This is a genomic window from Hymenobacter sp. YC55, from assembly GCF_029433095.1.
GTDB lineage: Bacteria > Bacteroidota > Bacteroidia > Cytophagales > Hymenobacteraceae > Hymenobacter.
Genome location: NZ_JARNTX010000002.1, coordinates 813257 through 838990 on the forward strand (window position 1 = coordinate 813257; position 25734 = coordinate 838990).

Below are 25734 nucleotides of genomic sequence, written 5' to 3' on the forward strand. Positions count from 1 at the left end.
AACGCAGTAAAAAAACCGAAACTCTAAGACGCGAAAAAACCGGCTAACACGCTTGCAAAGCAGGTTAGCCGGTTTGATCCGTAACGAAAAGAAGGACTACGAGTTAGCGTCGTTGCCGTAGGTCACCTGCTTGTAGATGGCCTTTTGCTTCTGCTTGCGGTTGGTGATAGAAGGCTTCTGGAAGAACGTGCGGCGACGCAATTCTTTCAGCACACCAGTGCGCTCAAACTTCTTTTTAAACCGCTTAAGCGCGCGGTCAACCGACTCGTTCTCTTTGATTTGTACGATGATCATATGTCAATGGGGTTGAAAACTCAGCTTTGAAGGGCCGCAAAGATAATCACGGATTTCACAGATTAAAAATGGATTACGCAGATTTCAAAACTTAAGCTCGTAGTAACCACCGAAATCTGCTTAAAATCCGCAAAATCCTTATTTCTTATTTAAGAAGCGTACGAGCAATTACCAGTTTTTGAATTTCGGAAGTGCCTTCGCCAATCGTGCAAAGCTTGGCGTCACGGTAAAACTTCTCGGCAGGGTAGTCCTTTGTGTAGCCATAGCCCCCGAAAATTTGAACGCCCTCATTCGCAGTTCTAACTGCCACTTCTGAAGCATATAATTTGGCCATTGCTGATTCCCGGTTCACATTAAGGCCACGGTCCTTCATATCAGCAGCTCGGTAAGTAAGCAAGGATGCTGCTTCTATTTCAGTAGCCATGTCAGCTAGCTTAAACCCAATACCTTGGAAATTACTGATGGGCTGATTGAATTGATGACGCTCTTTCGAATACTGCAAGGCAGCTTCGTAGGCGCCTTGCGCAATACCTAAACTCAGGGCGGCAATGCTAATACGTCCGCCGTCAAGCACTTTCAACGACTGCACGAATCCGTCACCAATGTTGCCGATTACGTTTTCCTTTGGTATGCGGCAATCAGTGAAAATCATTTCCGCAGTTTCGGAAGCACGCATGCCCAATTTGTCTTCTTTGCGGCCAGCAGTGAAGCCCGGAGTGCCGCGTTCTACAATAAAAGCCGTCATTCCATGCGAATCGCCAACTTCACCTGTGCGGGCAATTACCACGGCTACGTTGCCACTCTTGCCGTGAGTAATAAAATTCTTAGCTCCATTCAATACATAGTACTCTCCGTCCTCAACGGCGACAGTACGCATGTTGCCAGCGTCAGAGCCAGTATTAGGCTCGGTCAGGCCCCAGGCACCGATCCACTCGCCCGATGCTAGCTTTGGCAGGTATTTAGATTTTTGGGCTTCAGAGGCATGTTGCAAAATATGGCCAGTGCACAACGAGTTATGAGCCGCCATGCTTAAGCCAATGCTGCCATCAATCTTCGATAATTCAGCAATAGCCGTGACATATTCCGTGTAGCCGAAACCAGCGCCACCATATTCCAGCGGTACTAGCACGCCCATTAAGCCTAGCTCGCCTAACTTGCGGAAAATATCAAGAGGAAATTCTTGAGACTCGTCCCACTTCATCATGTGGGGTCTAATATGATGCGCGCCGAAGTCACGCACCATTTGGGCAATCATTGTCTGGTTTTCAGTAGCGACCAGTTCCATGAGCGAAAGAGTAAGAAGGGTGGGAATTTAGAGTAGTAACTAGACGGGGGTAATTTTGGGTTCATAAAGGTACGATTTTGGCTTGTCTCCAGTTAGGTATAGGATTTCGGCTAGAGACAGCAATTTTGAAAGGGCGTACCAATTGGGTTACTTTGAGGGTTTTTAGCTGATTTTTACTTGACTAAACGCGGCTCTATATAGGGCGCGTCCTTTCATTTTTCCGGTTTCTTGCCTGCATGCAACAATTTGCCTTCTATTCCCTTTCTCGCCTTTGGGTGCTGTGCATACCAATTCTGCTGTTGCTATCTGCATGCGGTACAACCCGTGTTTATAACCAGCGCACTATGTTCCGGCTCAGTGACGGTAAAGGGTTGGATACAACCCGACTACGCGGTGTAGTAAATCGGGTAAATCGGAACTATATTATTCAGCCGAACGATTTGTTGGCTGTGCGGGTGTATACAAATAACGGTGAACGAATTATCGATCCTAATGGAGAACTGCAGTTTGGTGCCCCTGCAGGTATGTTGCCTACGGGAACCAATGGAAGCCGTACGCTAGCAACAGGCACAGGGCAGCCCACACAGGCTGGGGATTCAGAGTTTACGGTGCAAACTGATGGTACGGTGCGTTTGCCTTTAATAAATAGAGTTAGCATAACTGGCTACACTTTATTACAAGCGGATAGTTTGCTGAAAGTGCGCTATGAAGAATTCTACAAAGGAGTATTTGTCGTTACTCGTGTGACAAATAGCCGAGTGGTAGTGTTGGGATCAGTTGGTGGCCGAATTATACCATTGGTGAATGACAATATGAACTTAATAGAAGTGTTAGCTGCTGCAGGCGGTATTGATGGCAATGGCGGAGGTGGAACATCTCTTTATCGCTCTGGTGGTAAAGCTTCCAATATCCGTATTATCCGCGGTGATTTAAAAAACCCTCAGGTAGAACAAATAGACTTAACTACAATAAACGGTATGCGTCGTGCTAACATTCAGGTTGAACCCAATGATATCATTTATATCGAGCCTGTACGTCGCCCTTTCTCTGACGCTTTAACTGATGCTAGTCCGGTAATAAGCTTGACAAGTGTACTTGTTGGTACCCTCCTCGCTATTATTAGTATTAGTCGAACATTTTAAGTGAGCTTAGCGGGTTAGCTGCTGTTTAATATAATTGTCTACACTGAATTTCCTTATTTCACTAAATGGCTGTTAACGAAAACGCCGAGCTTGAAGAGCTAATCCGTAATGCGACCGGTGGGGGTGTGAATACACCAATTACCGAACCAGAACTAACAGATGAAGGTGACGGGTTAGACTTTGATACACTGCTGTTAGTGGCGAGACGCAGCTTGCTCTGGCTAATACTGTTAGTTGGGCTTGGCTTAACAGGGTCTTGGTTATTCCTGCGCTATACGAAACCAATTTACCGCTCATCATCTATTCTAAAAATAGATGAGAAAACCGAAGCTGGAGCATTAGGATTAGGCGGGCCACTTGGATCAAGTGTTGATAATCAAAAAAGTATAAATAAACTGTCAGGAGAAGTCGAGCTAATAAAATCAAATATTATTTATCGTCGGCTACGTGATTCTTTAGATCTAAAAGTAAACTATTACGAAGAAGGAACAGTGTTGGAGTCGGAATTATATGGTATTTCACCTTTCCGCGTAGAGTACAAAGGTGAAGTAATTTACAATACTAAATTTAATTTAGATTTCATTGGTTCTCAGAGATTCCGACTTAATTATTTAGCAGGAGGTCGAGAATTTATTTCAGAGCATATATTAAATCAGCCTTTTCAAATTGAGGGGATGACTATAATAGTTCGTCCTAGCTATTTCTTTAATAAGAATGTTTTAGAGCGTAAATATCATTTTATAATCAATGACGAAGGTGCTATAAACGGTTATCTTGACCGCAATTTGTTAGTTGAAATAGTAAACCCCAGCGCAAACACTATTCAAATTTCCTTTCAAGAGTTTAATCCTGCTAAGGCGCGAGCTATTGTTAATAAGATTGATACAGTTTATTTACAAGAAAAACTGCTGCAAAAGCAAGCTGGATATGCTAAGACATTACAGTTTTTAGATCAGCAGCTTGGTGAAAACGGTCAAAACTTACAAGGCGCTGCGAAAGACTTGCAGAATTTTGTAAAGAGGACAAAAACATATGACGTTCGGTCAAATGTGGCCGAGTTAAAAGGCCGTGTTGAAAAGCTTGAGGAAGAGCAACAGCTTCTTGCTGATAAACAGCAATTATTGGAAGATTTATCGGCTATGGTGGAACGCGGAAGTTTGGCTTCACGCGAAGACATTACTATAGAAGAAAGCATTCCTGGTTTGATTACGCTTGCCGATGCGCAACTTTCACAACAACTCGGCGAGTTGAATACTATGTTGTTTGATCTGCGCCGAGTGGAGCGGTCTAATCGCGAAACCACGGAAGCTGTGCAGTCACGCAAGGATCGAATCGATTATATCAAGAGCAACATTAGGCGGACTTTAGCTCAGAGCCAACTTCAGCTTCGTAAGCAAGCAGCGAAGCTGAATCGTCAGCGTGATAAATACGACGCTGAGTTACAGCGTTTGCCTGAAAGAGCCACTGAGGAAGATCAGTTGAAGCGCCCATTAGCACTATATGAAAATACGTATACTATGCTAATGGGTAAGAAAGCCGACTTCAACATGGCTATAGCGGGTACCACTCCGGATTTTCAGATTCTTTCGCCAGCTAGTATGCCTGGTGAACCCATCTCACCGGTACGGCTGATGGTGTATGCTATAGGGCTGGCAAGCGGTATCGTGCTAGGCTTAGGCTTGATTGCTGTTCGTTATCTCATGCACAATACTGTAACCAATGTGCGTGAACTAGAGCGTGCTACTACGGCATCGGTACTTGGAGTAATTCCGACCTATGACAAAGAAAAAATGGCAGTGTCGAGGCTGGTAGTTGACAAAAGTCCTAAGTCTGCTATTAGCGAATCAATACGTTCTATTCGTACTAATTTGGATTTCATAAGCTCTTCTAAGAAGAAGCGGATGATTTCGGTCACATCAACTGTATCTGGGGAGGGCAAGACGTTTGTGTCTGTAAATCTAGGTGGAATCATCGCCTTATCAGAACAGCGTGTTGTGATTTTAGATCTAGATATGCGTAAGCCTAAAGTTAATTTGGCTTTTGGGGCGGAAAATGTAAAAGGTATTAGTACTATTCTTATTGATAAGCACACTGTGTTAGAGTGTGTCCAACATACTCCCATCCCTACACTTGACTTTATTTCTGCGGGTCCAACCCCACCTAATCCATCAGAGTTGATATTGAGTCAACGGTTTGATGAGATGCTAGCTGAGTTACATCAAGTCTATGATGTAATACTTATTGATACCCCACCCGTAGGACTCGTGACGGATGGTATTCTAATAATGCGCAAAGCTGACATACCGATATATATTGTGCGTGCCAACTATTCGAAGAAATCATTTTTGAAAAATATCAATAAGCTCATTCGGGCAAATGGCTTTACTCGGCTTTGTACTATATTAAATGATGCCCGTGCAACAGGCCTTTACGGTTATGGCTATGGCTATGGCTATGGTTATGGTTATGGCCAAGGGTATTATGATGACGCCAAGCCTGTAGAAAGCACGCTAACCCGACTGCGGAAACGTTTCTCCTGATACCATTTTCGACCTTTCGTATGGTATCGTTATTGCAAAGATGGTTTGGTAGTAAACCAGCTACAGCTGGATCGTCAGCTAAGGGCTTAGGTCTCTTAGAAACTGATATGCATTCGCATTTGCTACCTGGGCTTGATGACGGCGCTGAAACAGTAGAGCACTCAGTTGAACTGCTGCGAGAATTGCGGGCATTGGGTTACCGCAAGTTGGTCATGACGCCTCATATCATGGGTGATTTCTACAAAAACACCCCTGAAGGCATCCAGGCTGCTTTGGTTGCTGTGCAACGTGCTGCTACAGCAGCTGGCTTAACGGATATGGAGTTAGAGTGTGCTGCTGAGTACTACCTGGATGAATGGTTTGGTCAGCGTCTAGACCGGGAAGATGAGCTACTTACGTTTGGTGGGACCAAGCGGTATTTGTTATTTGAAACAAGCTATATCAACGAGCCTTTTAATTTAGCTGAGACCGTATTCCGGCTACAAAGCATGGGATATCAGCCTGTGTTGGCACACCCCGAGCGGTACACGTATTTTTACGGACGTTTTGACGATCTGAAAAGATTACGCGAGAATGGGGCTCTGTTGCAGCTAAATCTCAATTCGCTTGCTGGTTACTATTCATCCGGTGCTAAAAGAGTAGCGGAAAAACTAATAGATGCCCAGATGGTCGATATGGTAGGCACCGATGCGCATAACATCAAGCACATTACTATGTTGCGGGACAAAACATTATCTACAGAATACTTGGGGAAGTTGCTTGAACTGCCTCTGCTGAATAACACTTTATAGATAGTTGAATGGTTAAGTCATTAGCTGGTTGCCGTTCATTTTAACTTATACTTTTGAACGAATAGTCGGTTAATAATTCATCTGTTCATCCTATGGTTTTTGTCACTGGTGGTAGTGGTCTGGTTGGAAGTTTTTTGATTCCGGCGCTAATAGAGCGGGGACTGCCAGTACGCGCGCTGTATCGGAAACAAATACCAACAATTAACGCAACGGAGGCAGTGGAATGGGTGGAAGGAGACGTACGTGATTCTGCCTTGTTGAAAATTGCTCTCGAAGGTGCATCGCACGTATTTCACTGCGCTGGTCTTGTTTCATATGCGCCGCAAGATGAGGAGGCATTGCTGCAAGTGAACGTCGAAGGTACAGCGGCTGTGGTCGACGCTTGTTTGGAGCGACCCGGACTGCGGCTCTGTCAAGTATCGTCGGTAGCGGCACTAGGAAGTGCGGTTACGGAAGCAGAAGAAGTGCCTATAGTTTCGGTGCCGCAGGTGCTCGACGAGCAAAGTAAGTGGGATTTAGGAGCAGCGCATGGTGCCTACGCTACTTCGAAATACTTAGCCGAACTGGAAGTGTGGCGCGGCGTATCTGAAGGCCTTTCAGCTATTATGGTTAACCCATCAGTTATCCTGGGGCCTGCCGATTGGACCCGTAGCAGCACTCGCCTTTTCCGCTATGCCTGGGAGCAACACCATTTCTACACGCCTGGCAGCATCAACGTGGTAGATGTGCGGGATGTGGTGGAGATGATGCTGCGTCTCACCTTGGACTTAAACATAAGTGGCGAGCGGTACATACTGAATGGCGGTACCTTGCCACTGAAAGAGTTTCTAAGTCGGGCCGCTGCTTGCTTCGGCAAAAAGCCACCTACTATTGCTGTGCCTGATTGGGCAGCTGAAACTATTTGGCGCTTAGAGCACGTGCGATCCGTGCTAACCGGTGCGCGGCCCCTCATCACCAAAGACACTGCCCGGGCTGGTCGCCGCCCTACTGTATACCGCGCCGATAAGGTACAACGCGCTACGGGGCAGTCATTTCGGCCGCTTCAAGACACCATAGAGTGGTGCTGTAATAAGCTAGTGAATAGCGAAACAGTTAGGTAGGCCGCGCTGCTACAGATTCAAGCGCAGTATCTATTCATTTCACTACCTCGACACTACGTTATCTTACCATTTCGGCCTGAACTTGCCGGCCTCCGGTGCGGTTGTTGTATATTAGGCCATAACCCTTTTGAAGGGCTTTTCTACCCGACTAAGTCTGCTGAGGCTGCCGTTTTGACGGTCTGGCACTTGATTGTAGCTGAATGAGAATGAACGAAAATTTTGAGGACCGGGACGAGGTATTGGACACCGTGCGCCGTTTCGAGCGAATGGTAGCCAACAATGAGCCCGTCTTTTTTGATTTGGCCGACTTCGAAAACATCATCGACCATTATACCACCAACACGCAGTACGATAAAGCTTTACAGGCCTGCGAGGCCGCTATTGCCCAATACCCATTCAGTACCGAACTCCTCATTGATCGGTCGCAGGTGCTTGCTATGAAAGGCGAGTACACCGCTGCCGCTACCCAGATTGAAAACGTTGCCCAGCTGGATCCTGACAATCCGGATGTGGCTGTAACGCGCGGCATTATTGCCACTCAAAAGGGCGATTTTGCCGAAGCAGTAGCATTCTTTCTGCAAGCCACCGAACGGGCTCCGGACCGCGACGACATTTACTTTAACCTCGGGCTGGCCTACCAGAGTTGGCAGAAGTTTAAGAGTGCCGCCAAGTATTATAAAAAGAGCTTGCGGCTGAACTTGGAGAACGATGTAGCCGTGCAGGAATTGCTGTATTGCTTGGAAGTAAGCGAGCGGCTGGAAAGCAACCTGGAGTTCTTCCAGCGCTTCACCGATGAGGATCCTTATTCGGCAGTAGCGTGGTATAACCTCGGGCAAGCGTATTACCGATTAGAGCAGTTTGATAAGGCAGTAGGCGCCTTTGAGTACGCTATCCTCATTGATGCGAAATTTCATGAGGCGCATGCTTACCTAGCCAGCACTTATGTTAGCCAGGAGAAATACCGCGAGGCAATTCAGGAGTTTGAGTTGAGCCATGAGGAAGGCAAACCGACTCCAGAAGCGCTGTGCAATATTGGGGAGTGTTACGAAAAGCTGCGGCAATGGGACTTGTCGCGCCGTTACTACCAGCGGGCCATCGACCTGGATCCTGAGATGGACGAAGCCTGGTTTGGTATCGGCATTATCATGAACGAGCAGGAACGGCATTTCGAAGCCATTCACTTCTTTCGAAAGGCAGTAGAACTGTATGCCGAGAGCGTAGAGTACTGGCTGGCGCTGGCCGCTGCCGAGTATCAGGTTGGCAATGTGGTAAGCGCGCTCGAAGCCTACGAAAAAGCTACAGAAACCGCACCCGACAACAAAGACGCTTGGCTGAACTGGAGCATCATTCTCTACGAGCAAGGTAATTTCAACGAAGCCATTGATTTGATGCGCAATGCCGTTGAGGTACAGCCTGGCGAAGCTGAACTGCATTACCGGTTGTGCGCTTACTTGCTAGCCGCGGGCCGCTACCGCGAAGCGTACGAAACCTTGGAAAACGCTTTGGTTCTCGATTTTGATAAGCACCGACTGCTTTTCGATTACTTCCCGGAGTTAGAGTCGCAGAAGGCATTAGCCCGCCTGATTGACCAGTACCGGAAATAGAGTGGTAAAGGCTTGGGGATTTGGTGATTCAGGTAAACTGAACGCTAAGTCCCCAAGCTCTTTTTATGCCTACTATTTTTGCCCGTACTTTTGCCGCCATCTTCACTTGCTGTTCTTGAGCTAGCTAAAGGCTGTACTTAAGAACCCAACATCCTAATCGAATGAATTACAACCTCTCTCAACTGCCCGAACGTACCGATAAACCCCGTGAGCAAGGTTTCACAATGGTAATGGACAAAGGGTTGAGCGTGCGCGAAACCGAAGACTTTTTAGAAGTTGGCGCTCCTTACACCGACATCGTGAAGCTAGGCTGGGCCACTTCCTATGTAACGCCGAACCTGAAGCGCAAGTTGGAAGTGTACAAGGAAGCAGGCATCCCGGTTTATTTCGGTGGCACGTTGTTCGAGGCATTCATCATTCGCAACCAGTTCGACGACTACCGGCGGTTGCTGTCCGAGTTCGGGATGGAGTACGCCGAAGTGTCGGATGGTTCTATCGACCTCAACCACGACCGGAAGCTGGAATACATTCGGGAGCTAGCTCAGGATGTGAAGGTGCTATCGGAAGTAGGGTCGAAAGATGCGGAGAAAATCATTCCGCCCTACAAATGGATTTCACAGATGAAAACCGAACTCGAGGCCGGCGCCGTCAAGGTGATTGGTGAAGCACGCGAGGCCGGCAACGTCGGCCTGTTCCGGAGTACTGGCGAGGTTCGCTCGGGTCTAGTGGAAGAAATTCTGACCCAGATTCCGTCGGAAAAAATTCTATGGGAAGCTCCGCAGAAAGCGCAACAGGTATGGTTCATCAAGCTACTTGGTGCCAACGTCAACTTGGGCAATATTGCTCCCAATGAAATAGTGAGCTTGGAAACCATTCGCTTGGGACTGCGCGGCGATACGTTCACGCACTTCCTAGACATGGACAACGTGGACGAGGATTTTCGGCCAGAGAAGCCTACTGGTAAGCCTGGCACATCTATGCCGCGCGGGTAAACCTCAAGTAACTACATCAATAAAAGAGGCCGCATATTTCTATGCGGCCTCTTTTATTGATGTAGTTACTTCTACTGCTAAAAGCACAAATCCCGCTTGGTGTACACCAAGCGGGATTTGTGCTTATCAACAACTGCCTATAATGTGACACTAAACGTGGTGCCTTTACCGGGGATGCTTTCCACTTCGAGGCGGCCACCGTGGTCTTCCACTATCCGATGAATCAGGTAGAGCCCGGCACCTGAGCCAGTAGGTTGGGTCCGAGAAGAGCGGCTACTGCCACGTGGTGGCTCCATGCCCAGCCCATTGTCCTGCACAACCAGCTGCGCGCGGCCATTCGCTGCGTGCTTACTTTCCAGGCGCAAGCGTAGAGGACGGCTCGGGTCGTGTTGGCGGATAGAGTTGCTGATCAGATTGGTGATGATGCTTAGCAAGTGCGGCCGCACGTACGACACGGTTGGCAGGCTTTGGAAGTGCGTAGATACTTCGCCACCCGAAGCGCGTAAGTGCGGATGCAAACCCAGCAGCGCCTCGCGTGTTACGGTAGCTAACGACACTTCCTCGGCTGGCAATTGATTTTGCTCTAGGGCTTTTACTAGCTGCATCAGGTTGCGGACCGTGTTGTTCCAGCGCGTCAGGCTGTTATCGGCCATTACCAGCAGCGCATTGGCATCGGGGTCGTGGAAGGTAACGGCTTCACGCATCTGGCCAAACAAGGCCTGCAGATTATGAATTGGTTGGCGCAATTCGCTGGCCGCTGCCTGCACGAAGGCATCAAGCTCCCGGTTGTTGCGGACCAAATCTTCGTTTTGCTTTTGTAGCTGCAGGGTGGCTTGTTTTAGCTCCTGAATATCGGTGCTGGTACCATACCACTTTACTATGGCGCCAGTAGCATCGCGCAGCGGCTGGGCACGGTGCAGAAACCAGCGCAACTCACCGTCGTGCCGCTGAATCTGGCTTTGGTACTCCCAGCTGTCTTCGGGCCCGAAGTTGTGTTGCAACTCAATCAGCGCCTGCACGACATCATCACCCGGAATGATGGATTTCCCTTCTTCGTCAGCACGTTGCTGGGCTTCAGGGCCGATATAGTTGGTGGCAGCTCGGTTTAGGGTGTCGGGAGTACCGTCGGGGTTTAGGGTCCAGAGCAACTGGGGTAAGTTGTCCGTTAGCTCTTTGCATGGATCCTCCTCTAATGAATCGGGTGACGCGGGAGTCGGATTGGGGGACTGGTCCTGCACGTCGGTGAGGGTGCCAAACCAGCGGCTGATGCGGCCTGCCTCGTTGCGCTCTGGCTCCATATGCCCCAAGTGCAAGCGGTACTCACCGTCGTGGCGACGGATGCGGGCATACCAACTCCAAGCTTCCCCTTTGCGCAAGTGCTCTGGCAATTCTTGTAACACCTGAGCCCAGTCATCGGAATTCAGCGCATCCACCCAGTCGTGGGTACGAAGCACGTCCATAGTTTGCCCGGTATAAGCAAACCACTGCGGACTCAGATATTCCACTACGCCCTCAGCAGAACTGATAGAGGTTATCTGAGGCAAATGCTCTACTATCTCACGGTAAGGCGCAGCAAGGGTGGAGGCAGTAGCTGGCCGGACCCGGTTGGTTACGTCCTGCCCAAACACCAACACTCCCGTAATCTGCTGGTTAGCGTCGCGCAGGGGTTGGACGCTGACGTTGAAATAGAGTGGTGCTGCCTCAGTGCCGGGTAGTTGTAGTTCGCGCGCTACAAAGGTCTGTCCGGTCTGATATGTATTCGTTAGGGCGGTTAGGGCATCTGGAAGTTGCATGCCGTTTAGCACATCAGCCGCCAACCGGTTATGCAACTCGTTTTGCCCAAGCAAAGCCGCCAACTTGGGGCTAGCGTAGCTGATGCGAAAGTCGGAACCACGCAGGGTTAGGACGTAGCCCGGCAAGTGCGCAAGGGCATCACGCAACTGCATTATCTCGTCGGTTTCGACGGATGAGCTGGGTGACACTTGCGGCAAAGCCGGCGTCGTAACGTGCGCTGTAGCGAGCCAGTAGCTGCCTGCTTTCGAGCCCAATGCTATTCGGGTCAAAGAAGGCTGCCACCAACGAGCGGGCTTGCCGTTACCAATTGGCCAAGCTACCGGCAACAGTGCAGGTGGCTGTACCCAGGGCGTGGAACGAACTACGCTATAAGCATACGCCCACGCAGTGGCTACCGGTCCGAGCAGAGACTGAACGTCTTGTAAGGATCGGCCGGCCAATGCCAACGGGACGGCGTTAGGCGAAAGCTCCGCCAGTCCTACACTACTTGCCACGATGTTTCCATCATTATCAAGCAATAGGGTAGGGGTAGGCAGGTAAGAAAAGGCCTCAGCAAACGGGTGTGACGTTAACTGAGTAATCGGAGCAACAGGCATTAGTAGGGCGCGAAAAGCAACTTAATAATAGGGAGAGCTGCTTAAAAATGGGGCGTGACCCCCAGTACTCTGGATATCATAATTAAATTATTACAAGTATATTTAATTATTCTCAGATTGCTACTGCGGAGCTACCATTTTAATACATAATACGTCGAAATTCTCTAAGTGAGATTGAATGCTCAGAAAAAAATTATAGAAAAGCGCATTTCATTGCAATTACGCCACATTTGGTATGCGTCTAAAGCAAGCAAAAGAAATTTGAATTTTAGCAGTGTTACAGAATATAGGGATTATTATGTATTCGACGAAGCTTTATTAGCCAAGCTTCACTGTCTTCTAGAGCCTGTTATGATGGAAGCTGACAGTTATAATTTACCAGCTAAATAAAAGAGCAAGCTCATCTATAATACCGAATGAGACTTATCAGGAACAGATGGAAAGGACGGGTAGAATGTCGTCTAAAAGATATGTTTGTAAGAAACGCTGTTAACCGAAGACTGGAATATGTTACATGTTCAACTGACTCCGTTTCCAGAGCTACGCACGAAGCGTTTTGTGCTCCGTCAGCTTCGGCAGGCTGATGCCTCTGCTCTGCTGGAACAACGCTCTGACCCACGCATCATGCGGTACTTAGATCGGGAGCCGGATACTACTATCAAGCAGGCCACAACCCTTATCGAGCAGATAACGCAAAATGCCGCCGATAATCTTGGGGTGACTTGGGGCATAGTGCGCCCGGCTGCCACGCAGGAGTTGCTAGGTACAATCGGCCTATGGCGCATCATGGCTGAGCACCACCGTGCCGAGGTAGGCTACGGGCTTCACCCCGATTACTGGCAGCAGGGTATTATGAGTGAAGCGCTAGCAGCCGTGCTCGACTTCGGATTTCAGCAGCTAAAGCTGCACAGCGTGGAAGCCAACGTCAACCCGAACAATACGGCGTCGAGGCGGCTGTTGGAAAAGCACGGCTTTGTGATGGAGGCGCACTTTCGGCAGAACTACTTTTTCCGCGGGCAGTTTCTGGACTCTGTTATTTACTCGTTGCTTACCCCGGCAGCGGCTAGGCCAGAGCCGGCAGGTGAGGCAGCAATAGAATTGTAAGCGCAACTATACCAGCAGGAAAGAAGTAGGACAAGAAACCTCAACAGTTTCTTGTATGCTACGATTCTTGTTCCGTTTGCCAGCAGCGGCTGTGCTGCTGCTCACCGCTGCCTGCAACCAAGGCAAGCCTGCCGCCGATACCCCTACCAACACGCCAGCTGTTACCGCCACCGCTTCCGACTCCACTGCTCCGGCCGCCACCGCGCCGCCACTGCCGAAACCGTACGCTACCAAATCCACCACCAAACGTAGCAAGGTGATAGGCTGGCCGGCCGGCAAAACATTAGTAGTGCCAGCTGGCTTTGCAGTAACGGAATACGCGGGCGACTTCAACAGTCCCCGGTGGGCGTACGTGACGCCGAACGGCGACGTGCTGGTGGCCGAGGCGAACACCATTCCAACTTCTTTCAAGAAGAAGCTAACTGCCAAACTGGACCTCGATCCTTCCAAGTCGCTGAAGGAAACCAGTGCCAACCGCATTACGCTGCTGCGCGACACCAACAAAGACGGCAAGCCCGACGTGCGCGAAACCTTTTTGGCTGGCCTCAATCAGCCGTTTGGCATGCTGGTGCTCGGCAACTACTTCTACGTGGCCAATACCGATGGCGTACTGCGCTACGCCTACAAGCCCGGCCAAACCAAGATAACCGGCCCCGGCGAGAAGATTCTGACGCTGCCTGGCAAGGGCTACAACAACCACTGGACCCGGAACCTGGTAGCCAACGCCGACGGTACCAAGATTTATGTGAGCGTAGGCTCTAGCTCCAACGTGGGTGAAAACGGCATGGAATACGAGCAACGGCGGGCCAATATTTTGGAAATTAATCCGGATGGCTCCGACGAGAAAGTCTTTGCTGCCGGCCTGCGCAACCCCGTAGGCATGGACTGGAACCCGGTAACAAAGGCTTTGTGGGCTGCCGTCAACGAACGGGACGAATTAGGCGATGACCTCGTGCCCGATTACCTGACTAGCGTGCAGCCAGGTGCCTTCTACGGTTGGCCCTATTCGTACTTCGGGCAGAACGAGGACCCGCGCCGCAAAGGCGAGCGGCCCGATTTAGTGAAGAAGGCAGTGGTGCCTGAAGTGCCGCTAAGTCCACACTCGGCTTCGTTGGGCTTGGCTTTCTATGATGGCAAGGCTTTTCCAGCTAAGTATCAGAAAGGCGCTTTCGTGGGGCAGCACGGCTCTTGGAACCGCTCGGAATTCACGGGTTATAAAGTTGTTTTTGTGCCGTTCAAAGAAGGTAAGCCCGCTGGTAGCTCCGAGGATTTTGTAACCGGCTTTGTAACTAATACCGGTAGCAAGGAAGTGTATGGTCGTCCGGTTGGCGTTACTGAAATGCCGGATGGGTCGTTGCTGGTGCTCGATGATGCGGGCAACAAAGTGTGGCGTGTAGCGGCACAAAGCACGCAAGCGGCAAGCGCTACGGCCAAACGTAGCTCGGCGGCTCAACTGGCTAGCATAGCTCGGTACTAAGTGGCTTAGGTTAGTTAGTGCAAGACAAAAAGGAGAAGGTGCTGTAATGATTTGCAGGAACTAGCGAATTATGTGGCATCTTATCCATCATCTTGCTTTTCGCCCATGCATTTGCCCCCAAAACTTGCCCTGCTTGTTACACTCTTTCTAGCTTCCTTCGCCACCCAAGCGCAGCAGAAAACACGTAAAACAACTACTAGTACTGCAGCGGCTGCCGCCAACACGCTACTGTGGGAAGTTTCCGGTAAAGACCTAGCGCAGCCATCCTACGTGTACGGCACCATCCATCTGGTTTGTCCGGCTGATATGCAGATAAGCAACCAACTCAAGCAATCCTTCAGCAAAACCCAACAAGTAGTGATGGAGCTTGATATGGACAGCCCCACCATGATGCAGGAAATGCAGAGCAACGTGGTGATGAGTGACGGCCAAAGCCTGCAACAGTTGCTTTCGCCCGCTGATTATACAGCTGTCGGCAACTATTTGAAGGCCAATACCAAGCTGCCCATCGAGCAGGTGGGCATGGTGAAGCCGTTTATTCTTAGCTCCATGCTGTACCCGGTGCTGCTAGGGTGCACGCCAGCCAGCTACGAAACCACCTTCGTGAAAATGGCGCAAGAGGAAAAAAAGGAAGTACTAGGCCTAGAAACAGTGCAGGAACAACTCGGCTTTTTCGACAAGATTCCCTACGCCGACCAAAGCAAGCTGCTAGCGGACATGGTGAACCAGGAGGCGGCCGCCAAGCAGGAACTGCAGCAAATGATGACGCTCTACAAAGCTCAGGACGTAGAGCAATTGCATACCATGACCTCGAAAAGCCTGTTCGGTTTCCAGAAGTACGAAGACCTGTTGCTCGATTCCCGCAATCAGCGCTGGATAGCGGGCATTGCGCGCTATGCTACCGCCAAGCCTACTTTCTTTGCGGTTGGGGCGGCGCATCTGGGTGGCCCCAAAGGCGTACTGGCCCTGCTGCGGCAGCAAGGGTATCAGGTTCGGCCGGTGGTGCAGTGAAAAGGTGACGCAACGAGATAGTGAACTTATGAATTGCTGTTTTACTTGCACCATTCGCGCAGCTAGAACATCGAATTCACTTTCTCCCCAATCCGTCACTTAGCTATGTTCACCCGTCTGTTGAGCTACGTTATGCCTCTCACCCGTACCGTGCAGTCTGCCATCAATGGGCCATTGGAAGTGACGTGGTACCAGGGGCGCAAAATACTTGACACGCGCCATGCCAACTATTCCTATGGGTCGTTGCACCGGGTGATGCGCTACGGGCTCCTGTTTGTGGCGCCCGAGCAGGCCGGCCACACGCTGCTACTAGGGTTGGGTGGAGGCTCGGCGGTGGCCATGCTGCGGCAGGAACTCCACTACCAAGGCCATATTACGGCCATCGAACTGGACCCGGTTATTATTGAAGTAGCCGATACGGAATTCAACATCCGGCCCGACGCGCACCTAGACATCATCTGCGCCGATGCTTTCGAGTGGGTGCACACGGCACCAACAGGCCACTTCGGGTTGATTATCGTGGATTTGTTTGTGGATTTAGCTTTACCGGCCGGGCTGCAAACTACTGCCTTTTGGCAGGAGCTGTGGCGGGCGCTGCGCCCCGGCGGCTACGTGCTGGTAAACACCCTGACCGAGGTGCCGCTGTACGTGGAAAACGAAGAACTGCCCACATATCTGGAAACGGCGGGTTTTACAGTGAAAGAGCTGGAAGTAGAATTGCTGAATCGGCTGTTGGTTTTGCAGAAAACAGCTAGTTCGTAAGTACTACCACAGAGTTGGGCGAGGCAGAACCGCAACCAGCAATACTTGCTGTGCCCCATTCATCTACCGCACGGCTTGGGCCGGCGTGGATTTAGGTAAGTACAACAGCGCATCGAATTCGCGGCGGAGGCTGTGGCGGCTAAACGGTTGGGTATAGGGCTTGAGGGCGCCGTCGCGGAGCAGCAAATTCTCGTGCAGCCATTGCGTGCCAGGCAGGAGAGTAGGGCTGCGGAGGTCGAGCAGTGTAGCAGGGGCGGGCAGTCCGGCAGCGTGGAAGTACTGCTCATAGCTACCTACTGCAGATGGCGCGGCAACCGCCGTAAAGAAAGCGGGCGGGTTCTCGGGGCGCAGTGCCCGAAACGAACCTTCGTGAAAAGCCAAGCCTACATTCACATATCCTGCGCCAAATTGACGGCGCAAAAATTCGCCTAAAGGCTGGTAGTCGCGGTCGTATGTGCTGAGTTGGGCATTGTTGGCCCATACTACCACGCGGCCCCCATCCGCTTGAGCACGGGCCCACTGCACATTTTCAGCTAAGCAGGCGGCTCGGTAGTTGATGCGTAGCTGACTGTCCAACGTCTGCCAAACACTAAATTGCTCGGCCACCCGCAGCAACTGCGTTAAGGCTGCCGCCTCGGCCGGGAGTGCGCCATAGTTGCCGCGCAACTTGGCCGACACGTCGTAGGCGGTGCGCACTTCGGTTAACACGCGCCGAACGGCATCCAAGCGCGGGTCTGATTTTGTGGGCTGCTGGAGCGGATTCAAGGCAATCTGAAGGTCCGGTAGCTCACGCAGTTGGCGCTGTAGGGCGGTCAGCTGCTCGCCTAAGTAGCCCGGCTTGTCTGGTAGCTGCTGCCGCAAATACTGTAGGCCCTCGGGTGCTTGCTCTATGTCGATGCCAACGAGCTGTAGCTTGTTGGTGGCTTGCTCGTTGTAGGTGCGCATCCAGCGGACGAGTGCCAGCATCTCGGCCGTATCCCAGGTGGCTAGCTCGGCCACGAGTTGCTGCGGGCTGCCTTTGCCAGTTTGGAGGTAATCGTTTAGGGCCAAGCAAGCACCTAAGTCGGCACTGAGAGCTAGAACACGGGCGCCCTTCTGCTCCACTAAATAGCGAAACAGCCGGTGCTTGAGTTGCATTTGCTCGTGCGAGCCGTGCGTGACTTCGCCTAGCCCAATGATAGACGACTTGCCTACCAGCTGCCCAAAAGCCGCTAAATCTTTCTGGTCGCCTTCGGGGGCGGTGGTGCGTAGGGGCACAGCGGCTTTGCGTAGCCAAGCCAGTTCGGCCGTCGTGGGTTGGCCCGGTACCGGGGGCGCTTTGGGCGTGAAGGATCGGCCGTCAGCCAGCAGTTCTAGTTGGTCGAGCCATATGGGCGCGCCGCCAGGCTGCACGAGCAGTGACAAGGCGGAATGATTACGGTTATCATGGACAAGTACTGTTGCTTCAAAGCGTTGCCATTCTGTTGTACCTGCTACGGGAGTAGGTAAGGAATGACTTTCGAGGGTGCCGGCCCACTTAAAACGGTCGTATGGAAAAGAATGCCGGTCGCTGTTGCTTAGGATGCGGTGCAACAGCAAGGGTGGCACGTCGCCAGGAGTGGCGGGAGCACCGTAGCGGATGTAGCCGCGCACGGTAAGTGTTTTGCCTTGCAGCGAATCCAGTGGTACTACGCCCAGATACACGGGGGCCGGGCCAGCAGCCTCTACCCGCAAACTACGCCGCCCGTGTCGGGCCACGGTTGAATCTAGTTGCCAACGGCTTGTAACGGCGCGGGACGTTCGAGGCTGTGTTGGGCCGCGGCGTTCAAAGTCCCAATCGGGTAGTGGGGTGCCAGGGGGCAGAAGCAGTGGCTCGGTACCGGCCAGCGGAGCGTCGTGGTAGCTGCCTCCTTCCCACTGCACCGCAAAGTTGTCGAGCCACAGCTTGCCCTTGCCCGTGAAAATCAGCATCATTGCCAGATTGTCGGCCGATTTGTTTACCGACAACTGAATCTGCAAGCGTTGCCAGTTGGCGGTAGGCGGCAGGTTAGGTACGGTAGCAGGCGTTTCACTTTGCGAAAGATTCCCCTCATATTTCAAGCTTTCATTGTTGCTTGACGAGTACGCCCGCAACCAGGCTCTGCCCTGGAAGTTCTCGGTCCGTACCCAGGCGCTAACGGTCACAATGCGCCCGCGCAACGAATCAGTGGCTGGAATGGAAATATAGATAACGGTTCCTTCCGGTTCTTCTGCCCGAGACGCGTCGAGCAACAGGCTACCGCGGCCGTGCTGCGCTGGGGCAACGGTATCAACCCGAATCAATAGCTCATCGAGTTGCTGCTTGCGCGACCATAGGAGCAGCGGCTGGTGGCCGTTGGCTTCGGGCTCGAAGTCGAGGTTGTGGATAGCCTGCCCGGCGGCGGGCAGGCTCGATACAAGTACCGTGGTCCAGAGGATGATACGGGTTAGATAAGGCAGCATAGTAACTAAGAGTAGTTCAACTAGCAACGGTGGTAGCTAGTCGGTTAGCGCCTACTGAAAGTGAAAGTTTTTCTTGTCTTTTCAATGGCCGCTAGCTGGCGCTGCGGTACTCCGGTGGCTTTCTGCTTTCTTTGTGAACTAACCGGCTACTCTACCTTATGGAAATCCTGCGGCACCTTGGCGAATTCATTCTGCACCTAGACAAGCACCTTGGCGACATCATTCAGGATTACGGAGCCTGGACCTATGCTATTCTGTTCGCCATTATCTTCTTTGAAACGGGAGTAGTAATACTGCCTTTTCTGCCCGGCGACTCGTTGTTGTTTGCCGCAGGTTCTCTGGCAGCACTGCCCGGTTCGCCCCTGAACGTGTGGGCCATGGTAGGTTTGCTGATTCTGGCCGCCGTGCTCGGCGACACGCTCAACTACCACATCGGCGACTACTTGGGGCCGCGCGTGTTCAGCGAAAACTCCCGGTTTCTAAAGCGTGAGCACCTGGAGCGGACACAGCAGTTCTATGAGAAGCACGGAGCTAAAACCATCATTCTGGCACGCTTCATTCCTATTATCCGCACGTTTGCGCCGTTTGTGGCGGGCGTAGGCACCATGAGCTACAGTAAATTTCTGTCTTACAATGTAGTAGGGGCGGTGCTGTGGGTGTCGTTGCTCACGCTGGCAGGCTACTTCTTCGGGCAGATTCCAGTAGTGCAAAAGAATTTCTCGCTGGTGGTGCTGGCTATTATCGGGCTGTCGGTGCTGCCGGTGGTGTTCGAGTTTTTCAAAGCGCGGCGGGCCAGCAACCGGCCGGTTGCTTAGGATCAATACGCTTATTCCGACGTAGAGCAAAGCTGGATTTAGCTGTTTAAGGCTCGCTCCTAGATGGCGTCTGGCGCCGGAATGACAGTTTTCTTTGCAAGAAACCACTCAGGTTCTTTGGGCCGGGTGGTTTTTTTTGTTGCTTGCCTCTCGAAATATATCTCCCTCTTTATGCCTGAATTTGGGTTGCTTGGCCGTTCGTTGCAGCATTCTTTTTCCCAGACGTATTTCAGTCAGAAATTCGATAGTCTTCACCTTCCCGACCATCACTACGAGCTATTCGAACTGCCTTTCATCGATGCGCTGCCCGAGTTGCTGAGCCAGCATCCCGACTTGCAGGGCCTCAACGTAACTATCCCTTATAAGGAACAAGTCTGGCCCTACCTCACCGAAATAGCTTCTTCGGCCGCCCGCGTAGGAGCCGTTAATGTCATCGAATTTGCCGCGGATGGCCGCCTGATCGGGCACAACACCGACGTAGTGGGATTTCACAATTCCTTGGCCGGGTTCCTGCCGTCTGGCTTTGCCGGCCGCGCCCTCATCCTGGGCAGCGGTGGCGCTTCTAAAGCCGTGGAAGTAGCCCTTCGCGACCTTAATATTGGGTATTGGGTGGTGTCGCGCAACCCCATGGGCACGGGCCTAACCTATGCCGAACTTACGCCGCAAGTACTGGAAGAACATCTGCTCGTCATAAACGCTACGCCCCTCGGTACCTACCCCGACGTCGAGCAGTACCCACCCATTCCATACGAGGCCCTTACCGCCCAGCACTATCTCTTCGACCTCATTTACAACCCCAGCGAAACCGAGTTTATGCGGCGCGGCCAAGCCGTGGGCGCCCAAACCAAAAACGGCTTCGAGATGCTCTGCCTCCAAGCCGAAGCTGCCTGGGACATCTGGCAACAAAGATGACACCGTGAAGTAGCGAATTGCTACCGTTGGCCTAGCTAGTAAAATAGTACGGTTCTGCTTCATCAAGCAGTAAAGCCTCCACAAAGAAGCCCTTGACAACTGCACACGTGTCAAGGGCTTCTTTGTGGAGGAAACGCTTAGTTGCCAGAACAATGCTTTTAGCAACTGACTGCTCTACTGCCCGCCTCCGCCTTTGCTGCTGCCTTGCTTGCTGTCGTCGTTCTGGATGGAGCGGCGCTGGCGCTGGGAGTTGTCGAGCTTGCCGAAGCGGTAGTTGAACGAGAGGCGAACGGCGCGCTGATACGAGTAGAAGTTACTGGTACTGCGGAATTGGGCGGTTTCGGTGCTGCCGCGGAACTCGCGGCCGGGGGCCAGGAAGTTGCTGGCGTTGAACGTAAGGTCGGCCTTCTCCTTCATCAGGGTTCGTTTCACGCCGGCGGTGTAGTAGTAGCCGCCCGAGTAGCGGCTTTGAAGCTGCACGCCGCCTGTCCAGAAGCCGCCGTAGGCTTGCAGGCTGTACACCTTGCCTAGCTTCAGCGAGGAATTGAGGTTCACGAAGGCATTGAGGCGGTTGTTGGTTTGCTTGAGAGCGGCGCTGTATAGGCGCGTGTAGTCGAGGCTCACGTTGCTGCTCACGTTCAGGGCCGGAACGGGCTTCAGGGAGCCGTACAGGTTGAGGCCGTAAGTGGTGTTGGTGGCAATGTTGCCGTAGGTGCTTTCGGTGCGGGCCAGCGAGTCATTGTAGCGGTTATACTCCTCGATGGAATTGCCGGTGCGGCGCACGTAGGTGGAAGCATTCAGCGAGCTTTTCTCCCCAAACGTACCGTAGCTCAGTTCGAAGGCATCCGTAATTTCCGGCGACAGATTGGGGTTGCCGTAGCTGATGCTGTTAGGCGTGCTTTGGTTGACGTAGGGGTTGAGGTAATAAATCTGGGGGCGTTGGATGCGGCGAGAGTAGCTCAGGCGCAGCGTCTGGCCGGGCTTCTTGAGCGTGCGCGTGGCACTAACGTTGGGCAGTATGTTCAGGTAGTTGTTGGAGAAGCGCCCAGCCTCCCCCTGAAACTTGCCTTCAATGTCGGTGCGCTCCAGGCGCGTACCAAGGCTGAAAGCGTACTTCTTGCCCTTCGTAAAATTGTAGGTGCTGTAAGCCGCCAGCACGTTCTGCTGGTAGTCGAAGGCGTTGGAGCGCAGGGGGCTACGCGTGAAATCTGACTGCTTGCTTAGCAACACGGTGTCGAGACTGTAGTCGCTGCTGACGCTGCGCCGGATGAGCTTGGCGCCGCTTTCCAGAGTGGTCGAGTCGCGGAAGGGGTGGGTGTAGTCGGTTTGCAGAGTGGTTTCGAGGTTGCGGGCCAGGTTGAGGCTACGCTCCCGGTATTCGAGCGGGCCGGTTAGCACGTCGGCGCTGTGGTACTGGTCGAGGCGGTAGTTTTGGTTGTTGCGGCTGCGGGTGTGCTGGGCCAGCACGCTCCATTCGCGGCGCGGTTGGGCCTCGCCGAAAGTGCGGGTGTAGCCGGCGTTGAGGTCGTAGTTTTGATTTTCGTACCGTTGCAGAATGTCGCGCGAGTAGAGTGAATCGAGCTTGAGCGTGTCCGGGCCGAAATAGGGATTGAAGTCATATTGGTTGAACAAGTCCTGGGGCGAGCGGCTCTTATAGGAGTTGCCGTTGCCGCTGAGCGTGAAGCTATGTAGCGGCGACGGGTCGTAGGTGAATTCCACTTGCCCATAGCCACCTCCGCCCACGTTGCGGGTGGTGGAGTGCTGCTCTAGTTGGCCTTCACCACCCGGGATAAAATCGGTGCGGGTAGTGCTGCTCTTGTAGGGGTACCGGCTGCTGAACCCGCTTAGCCTGGTATTGACCCCAAATTTGCCGCGGCGCACATTCAGGGCGCCGTTGATGCTTTGGTTGCGGTTGCCGGTGCTGGCGCCCAGGCTGCCGTTGGTACCCTGCAAGCTGTTCTTTTTCAACACAATGTTGATAACTCCGCCCGACCCTTCGGCATCGTATTTAGCCGAAGGCGCCGTCACCACCTCAATAGCTTTGATCTGGTCGGCCGGAATCTGTTTGAGAGCTTCGGCCAAGTTGCCCGACAAGAGGGCCGAGGGCTTGTTGTTAATGAGGATGCGCACGTTGCTGGTACCGCGCAGCTGCACATTGCCGTCGTTGTCGACGTTGACCATGGGCGTTTTGCGCAGAATGTCGGAGGCCGTGCCGCCCGTGTTGGTAGCATCTTGCTCGGCATTGTACACGAGGCGGTCTGGCTTGGTCTCCACCAGTGCGCGCTGACCAGTCACGGTTACCTCACCTAGCTTCTGCGCGGAGGCCGTAAGCGCCAAAACGCCGAGTGCGGTAGCTTGTGCGCCCACCGTAACGGTTTCCGTGCGGCTGGTGTAGCCCACAAAGCTGACTTGCAGGCGAAACGAGCCAGCCGGCAGGTCTTTCAACTCAAACTTGCCTTGCGCGTCGCAGGTGCTGCCAGCCACCGGGGTGGTGCCGGTGCCTGGCAGCAGCGTAACGGTAGCGTATTCAACGGGTTTTTGGGTGGCGGCGTCCACCACGGTGCCCGTTAAGCGGCCAGTGCCTTGGCTAGCGGTTGTGGTGGTGGGCGCAGCTGGCACTTGGGCTTGCGCAACGGGCACAGTAAGGAGGGCTGCAAGCAGCAGCGTAAGGGTTTGTTTCATAGGTAAGATCAGAAAGGATAAGCTACTGTAATAGACACTACTAGGCCAAGGAGTCGGCTTGGCGGTAATTGGTGGCACAACGCTCTAAAAGTAGGCGTAGTGTTGGCGCTAACCGAAAAAATTCAACGAATAATATATTTTGTTTCAACCAGTTGGGAATTGCCGCTTATCTAGGGCGCGGGCTGGTGCTTCGGGGGCGCGCAACGTGTTGGTTGCGTCGGAAGCCGGGGTGGTGGTAAGCGGAGCGGGAATGGTTGAAAAAACACGGTAGCTGCCAGTTGAATAGCTACTTTGCCGAGCACAAGCAAAGCTGTGTTTCGCTTCACGTGTTCTTATATGGCTGTCGCTGTTTCTCCTCGTTTTCCGGCCTTGCCTTGGCGCGTACACCTGCCGTGGCCGCACTTGGTATGGTTAGGGCTGCTGGTTTATGCCGATGCGCAGCTTTGGTTTACTCGTGCCGGCCTCTACTACACAGCGCCCCAAAACGCCACCCTGTTCTGGCGCAATGCCCTGCTGGCCGACCTGCTCGACTGTGCCTTGTTTTATGTGAACTACTTGGTGCTGCAACCCAAGCTGTTTAAGCCACGGCGCAGTTTAGCTTACCTCGGGGCTGTAGTGGGGGCGTTGCTGCTGTTTGCCCTGGCGAGGGCAGGCCTGAGCGTGGCCCTGCAGGAAGGCGTGCAGCTAAGTAGGCTTCAGCTAAATCTGATGGCGCAGGTGCAACTGCTGCTTACCCTACACCTCCCGCTTGGGGGCCTGATTTTGTTGCTAAGCGCGGGCCTGCGCCTCGCCAGTGACTACCTCCACCAGCGGGAAAACCGCCGAGAACTGGAGCGCCAGCACCTGCGCACCGAGCTGTCGTTGCTGAAAACGCAGCTCCATCCGCATTTCCTCTTCAATACCCTCAACAACATCTACTCGCTCACGCTGCAAGCCTCGCCCCAGGCGCCCGAAGCCGTGCTGCGGCTGGCCGAGCTGATGCGCTACCAGCTCTACGACAGCACCGACGACCTGGTGCCCCTGGCCCGCGAAATACGACACCTGCACGGGTTTCTGGCGCTACAACTGCTGCGCCTACCCCCCGACGAAGCCGACGAGGCGCTGCCGTTCACGGTGTTGCTGCCGCCTGGCGCCGAGTACGCCCGCCGTTTGCCACCCATGTTGCTTTTGCCCTTGGTTGAAAATGCCTTCAAGCACGGCGACCTGGCGGCCCGGCCCGTAGTAGCTCGCCTGCATTTACAGTTGCAGCCCGATGGCCGTCTGCTGTTCTCGGTACTAAACTATTGCAACCCTCAAGTTCCCTCTGACCTAGCTGCCCCTGGTGGGATGGGCTTGGCCAACCTGCAACGCCGTTTGGAACTACTGTATCCGGGCCGCCATAGCCTCAGCGTGGCGGCTACAGCTACCGAATATCAAGTGAAACTGGAGGTACAGCTGTAAAGGCTTAACAGCTCGTTGTCATTCTGACATTCCGCGCGTCTAGCGGAGAGAGGAATCTGAGTTGAATTGTTTGATGGCTTAACTCAGATTCCTCCCGCGTTGGAATGACAAGTGGCCTAGTGGAGTAGGCTAATAAGAAATATTCTCGCCTTGCAACTCTTAGTATGTCGTCCATGGAATCTACGCTAGCTCGCCGCCCTCTGACGTGTGTTATTGTCGACGACGAGCCCCTGGCGCTGAATGTGCTAGCCGAGTACTGCGCCCAAGTACCGTTTCTGGTCTTGAAAGGACAGTTTCAGGAGGCGTTAGCAGCAGTGGAATTTCTGCAAGACAACCCCGTCGACGTCGTGTTTCTCGACATTCACATGCCCCGCCTCACGGGCTTGCAACTGGCCCAATTGCTGCCAACACCCGCCCCCCGCATCATCTTCACTACCGCCCACGCCGAATATGCCGCCGAAAGCTATGAGTTGCCGGCTCTCGATTACCTGCTCAAGCCTATTCGCTTCGAGCGGTTTGTGCAGGCCGCCCACCGGGCTCGCGCGGCTCTTGCCCCGGTAAGCGCAGGGGTTACCGCCGAACCCGCCGAAAACCTTGCCGAAGCCTTGTTCATCCGGCAAGACAACCGCCTCCGCCGGCTGTTGGTGGCTGACTTGTACTACGCCGAAGGGCAAAAGGAATACCTCATGCTCTACACCGCCGCCGGCAAAATGCTCACGCTCCAATCGTTCCGGGGCTTGGAAGAACTGCTACCCCCTGGCCGCTTCGTGCGCATCCATAAGTCCTACCTCATCAGCTTACGCCACTTGGAGTTCGTCGAGCGCACCCGCGTGCAGGTGCACGGCAGTTCCCTGCCCATCGGCGAAACGTATCGAGAAGCCTTTTTAGAGCACCTGCGCTACCACGGGCGGGTATGAGGGGTGCTAGTAAAAC

19 protein-coding genes are annotated in these 25734 nt (G+C 52.8%); 14 read left to right on the forward strand and 5 right to left on the reverse strand.

What is annotated here, in order from left to right:
• Positions 1-96: 96 nt before the first annotated feature.
• Positions 97-294, reverse strand: a complete 198-nt coding sequence (gene rpsU / locus P1X16_RS16630) for a 30S ribosomal protein S21 (protein WP_245119749.1) — start codon at positions 292-294, stop codon at positions 97-99.
• A 145-nt stretch (positions 295-439) separates the two neighbouring features.
• The gene (locus tag P1X16_RS16635) at positions 440-1579 is read right to left on the reverse strand and encodes an acyl-CoA dehydrogenase family protein (RefSeq protein ID WP_277231234.1); all 1140 of its coding nucleotides are present in this window, start codon (positions 1577-1579) and stop codon (positions 440-442) included.
• A 236-nt stretch (positions 1580-1815) separates the two neighbouring features.
• On the opposite strand from P1X16_RS16635, the gene P1X16_RS16640 reads away from it, so the two are divergent.
• The 6 genes from P1X16_RS16640 (at position 1816) to P1X16_RS16665 (ending at position 9748) form a co-directional block, all read left to right on the forward strand.
• Positions 1816-2721, forward strand: a complete 906-nt coding sequence (locus tag P1X16_RS16640) for a polysaccharide biosynthesis/export family protein (RefSeq protein ID WP_277231235.1) — start codon at positions 1816-1818, stop codon at positions 2719-2721.
• 65 nt (positions 2722-2786) lie between these two features.
• A complete protein-coding gene (locus P1X16_RS16645) occupies positions 2787-5261 on the forward strand; it encodes a tyrosine-protein kinase (protein ID WP_277231237.1) in 2475 nt (824 codons plus the stop codon).
• Between the two features lie 107 nt (positions 5262-5368).
• Positions 5369-6052 carry a CpsB/CapC family capsule biosynthesis tyrosine phosphatase gene (locus P1X16_RS16650; RefSeq protein ID WP_277231239.1) on the forward strand — a complete coding sequence of 228 codons (684 nt, stop codon included), beginning with the start codon at positions 5369-5371 and terminating at the stop codon, positions 6050-6052.
• Between the two features lie 92 nt (positions 6053-6144).
• Entirely contained in the window at positions 6145-7152 is a 1008-nt protein-coding gene (locus P1X16_RS16655; protein WP_277231241.1) for an NAD-dependent epimerase/dehydratase family protein, read from the forward strand.
• Between the two features lie 206 nt (positions 7153-7358).
• A complete protein-coding gene (locus P1X16_RS16660; RefSeq protein WP_277231242.1) occupies positions 7359-8756 on the forward strand; it encodes a tetratricopeptide repeat protein in 1398 nt (465 codons plus the stop codon).
• Between the two features lie 161 nt (positions 8757-8917).
• A complete protein-coding gene (locus P1X16_RS16665; protein ID WP_277231243.1) occupies positions 8918-9748 on the forward strand; it encodes a phosphosulfolactate synthase in 831 nt (276 codons plus the stop codon).
• A gap of 137 nt (positions 9749-9885) precedes the next feature.
• On the opposite strand, the gene P1X16_RS16670 is transcribed toward P1X16_RS16665, so the two are convergent.
• Positions 9886-12138, reverse strand: coding sequence for a PAS domain-containing protein (locus tag P1X16_RS16670; RefSeq protein WP_277231245.1), 2253 nt, complete (start codon positions 12136-12138; stop codon positions 9886-9888).
• Positions 12139-12645: 507 nt separating this feature from the next.
• Here P1X16_RS16670 and P1X16_RS16675 point away from each other — a divergent pair.
• The 4 genes from P1X16_RS16675 (at position 12646) to P1X16_RS16690 (ending at position 16492) form a co-directional block, all read left to right on the forward strand.
• A complete protein-coding gene (locus P1X16_RS16675; RefSeq protein ID WP_277231247.1) occupies positions 12646-13242 on the forward strand; it encodes a GNAT family N-acetyltransferase in 597 nt (198 codons plus the stop codon).
• Positions 13243-13297: 55 nt separating this feature from the next.
• A complete protein-coding gene (locus tag P1X16_RS16680; protein ID WP_277231249.1) occupies positions 13298-14719 on the forward strand; it encodes a sorbosone dehydrogenase family protein in 1422 nt (473 codons plus the stop codon).
• Between the two features lie 105 nt (positions 14720-14824).
• On the forward strand, positions 14825-15730 hold the full coding sequence (locus P1X16_RS16685) for a TraB/GumN family protein (protein ID WP_277231251.1): 906 nt from the start codon (positions 14825-14827) through the stop codon (positions 15728-15730).
• Positions 15731-15835: 105 nt separating this feature from the next.
• Positions 15836-16492, forward strand: a complete 657-nt coding sequence (locus P1X16_RS16690; protein WP_277231253.1) for a fused MFS/spermidine synthase — start codon at positions 15836-15838, stop codon at positions 16490-16492.
• A 63-nt stretch (positions 16493-16555) separates the two neighbouring features.
• Here P1X16_RS16690 and P1X16_RS16695 read toward each other — a convergent pair whose 3' ends face one another.
• Complete coding sequence (locus P1X16_RS16695; RefSeq protein ID WP_277231255.1) at positions 16556-18952, reverse strand: erythromycin esterase family protein; 2397 nt, start codon at positions 18950-18952, stop codon at positions 16556-16558.
• A gap of 158 nt (positions 18953-19110) precedes the next feature.
• Here P1X16_RS16695 and P1X16_RS16700 point away from each other — a divergent pair, with 158 nt between their 5' ends.
• Both P1X16_RS16700 and P1X16_RS16705 read left to right on the forward strand, forming a co-directional pair.
• Complete coding sequence (locus P1X16_RS16700) at positions 19111-19767, forward strand: DedA family protein (RefSeq protein ID WP_277231257.1); 657 nt, start codon at positions 19111-19113, stop codon at positions 19765-19767.
• Positions 19768-19938: 171 nt separating this feature from the next.
• Positions 19939-20679: a shikimate dehydrogenase gene (locus P1X16_RS16705; RefSeq protein ID WP_277231259.1), complete on the forward strand. Its 741-nt coding sequence runs from the start codon at positions 19939-19941 to the stop codon at positions 20677-20679.
• A 174-nt stretch (positions 20680-20853) separates the two neighbouring features.
• On the opposite strand, the gene P1X16_RS16710 is transcribed toward P1X16_RS16705, so the two are convergent.
• Positions 20854-23361 carry a TonB-dependent receptor gene (locus P1X16_RS16710; protein WP_277231261.1) on the reverse strand — a complete coding sequence of 836 codons (2508 nt, stop codon included), beginning with the start codon at positions 23359-23361 and terminating at the stop codon, positions 20854-20856.
• A gap of 336 nt (positions 23362-23697) precedes the next feature.
• Here P1X16_RS16710 and P1X16_RS16715 point away from each other — a divergent pair, with 336 nt between their 5' ends.
• Both P1X16_RS16715 and P1X16_RS16720 read left to right on the forward strand, forming a co-directional pair.
• Complete coding sequence (locus P1X16_RS16715; protein WP_277231263.1) at positions 23698-24801, forward strand: sensor histidine kinase; 1104 nt, start codon at positions 23698-23700, stop codon at positions 24799-24801.
• Between the two features lie 173 nt (positions 24802-24974).
• Entirely contained in the window at positions 24975-25718 is a 744-nt protein-coding gene (locus P1X16_RS16720) for a LytTR family DNA-binding domain-containing protein (RefSeq protein ID WP_277231266.1), read from the forward strand.
• The last annotated feature ends 16 nt before the right edge of the window (positions 25719-25734 follow it).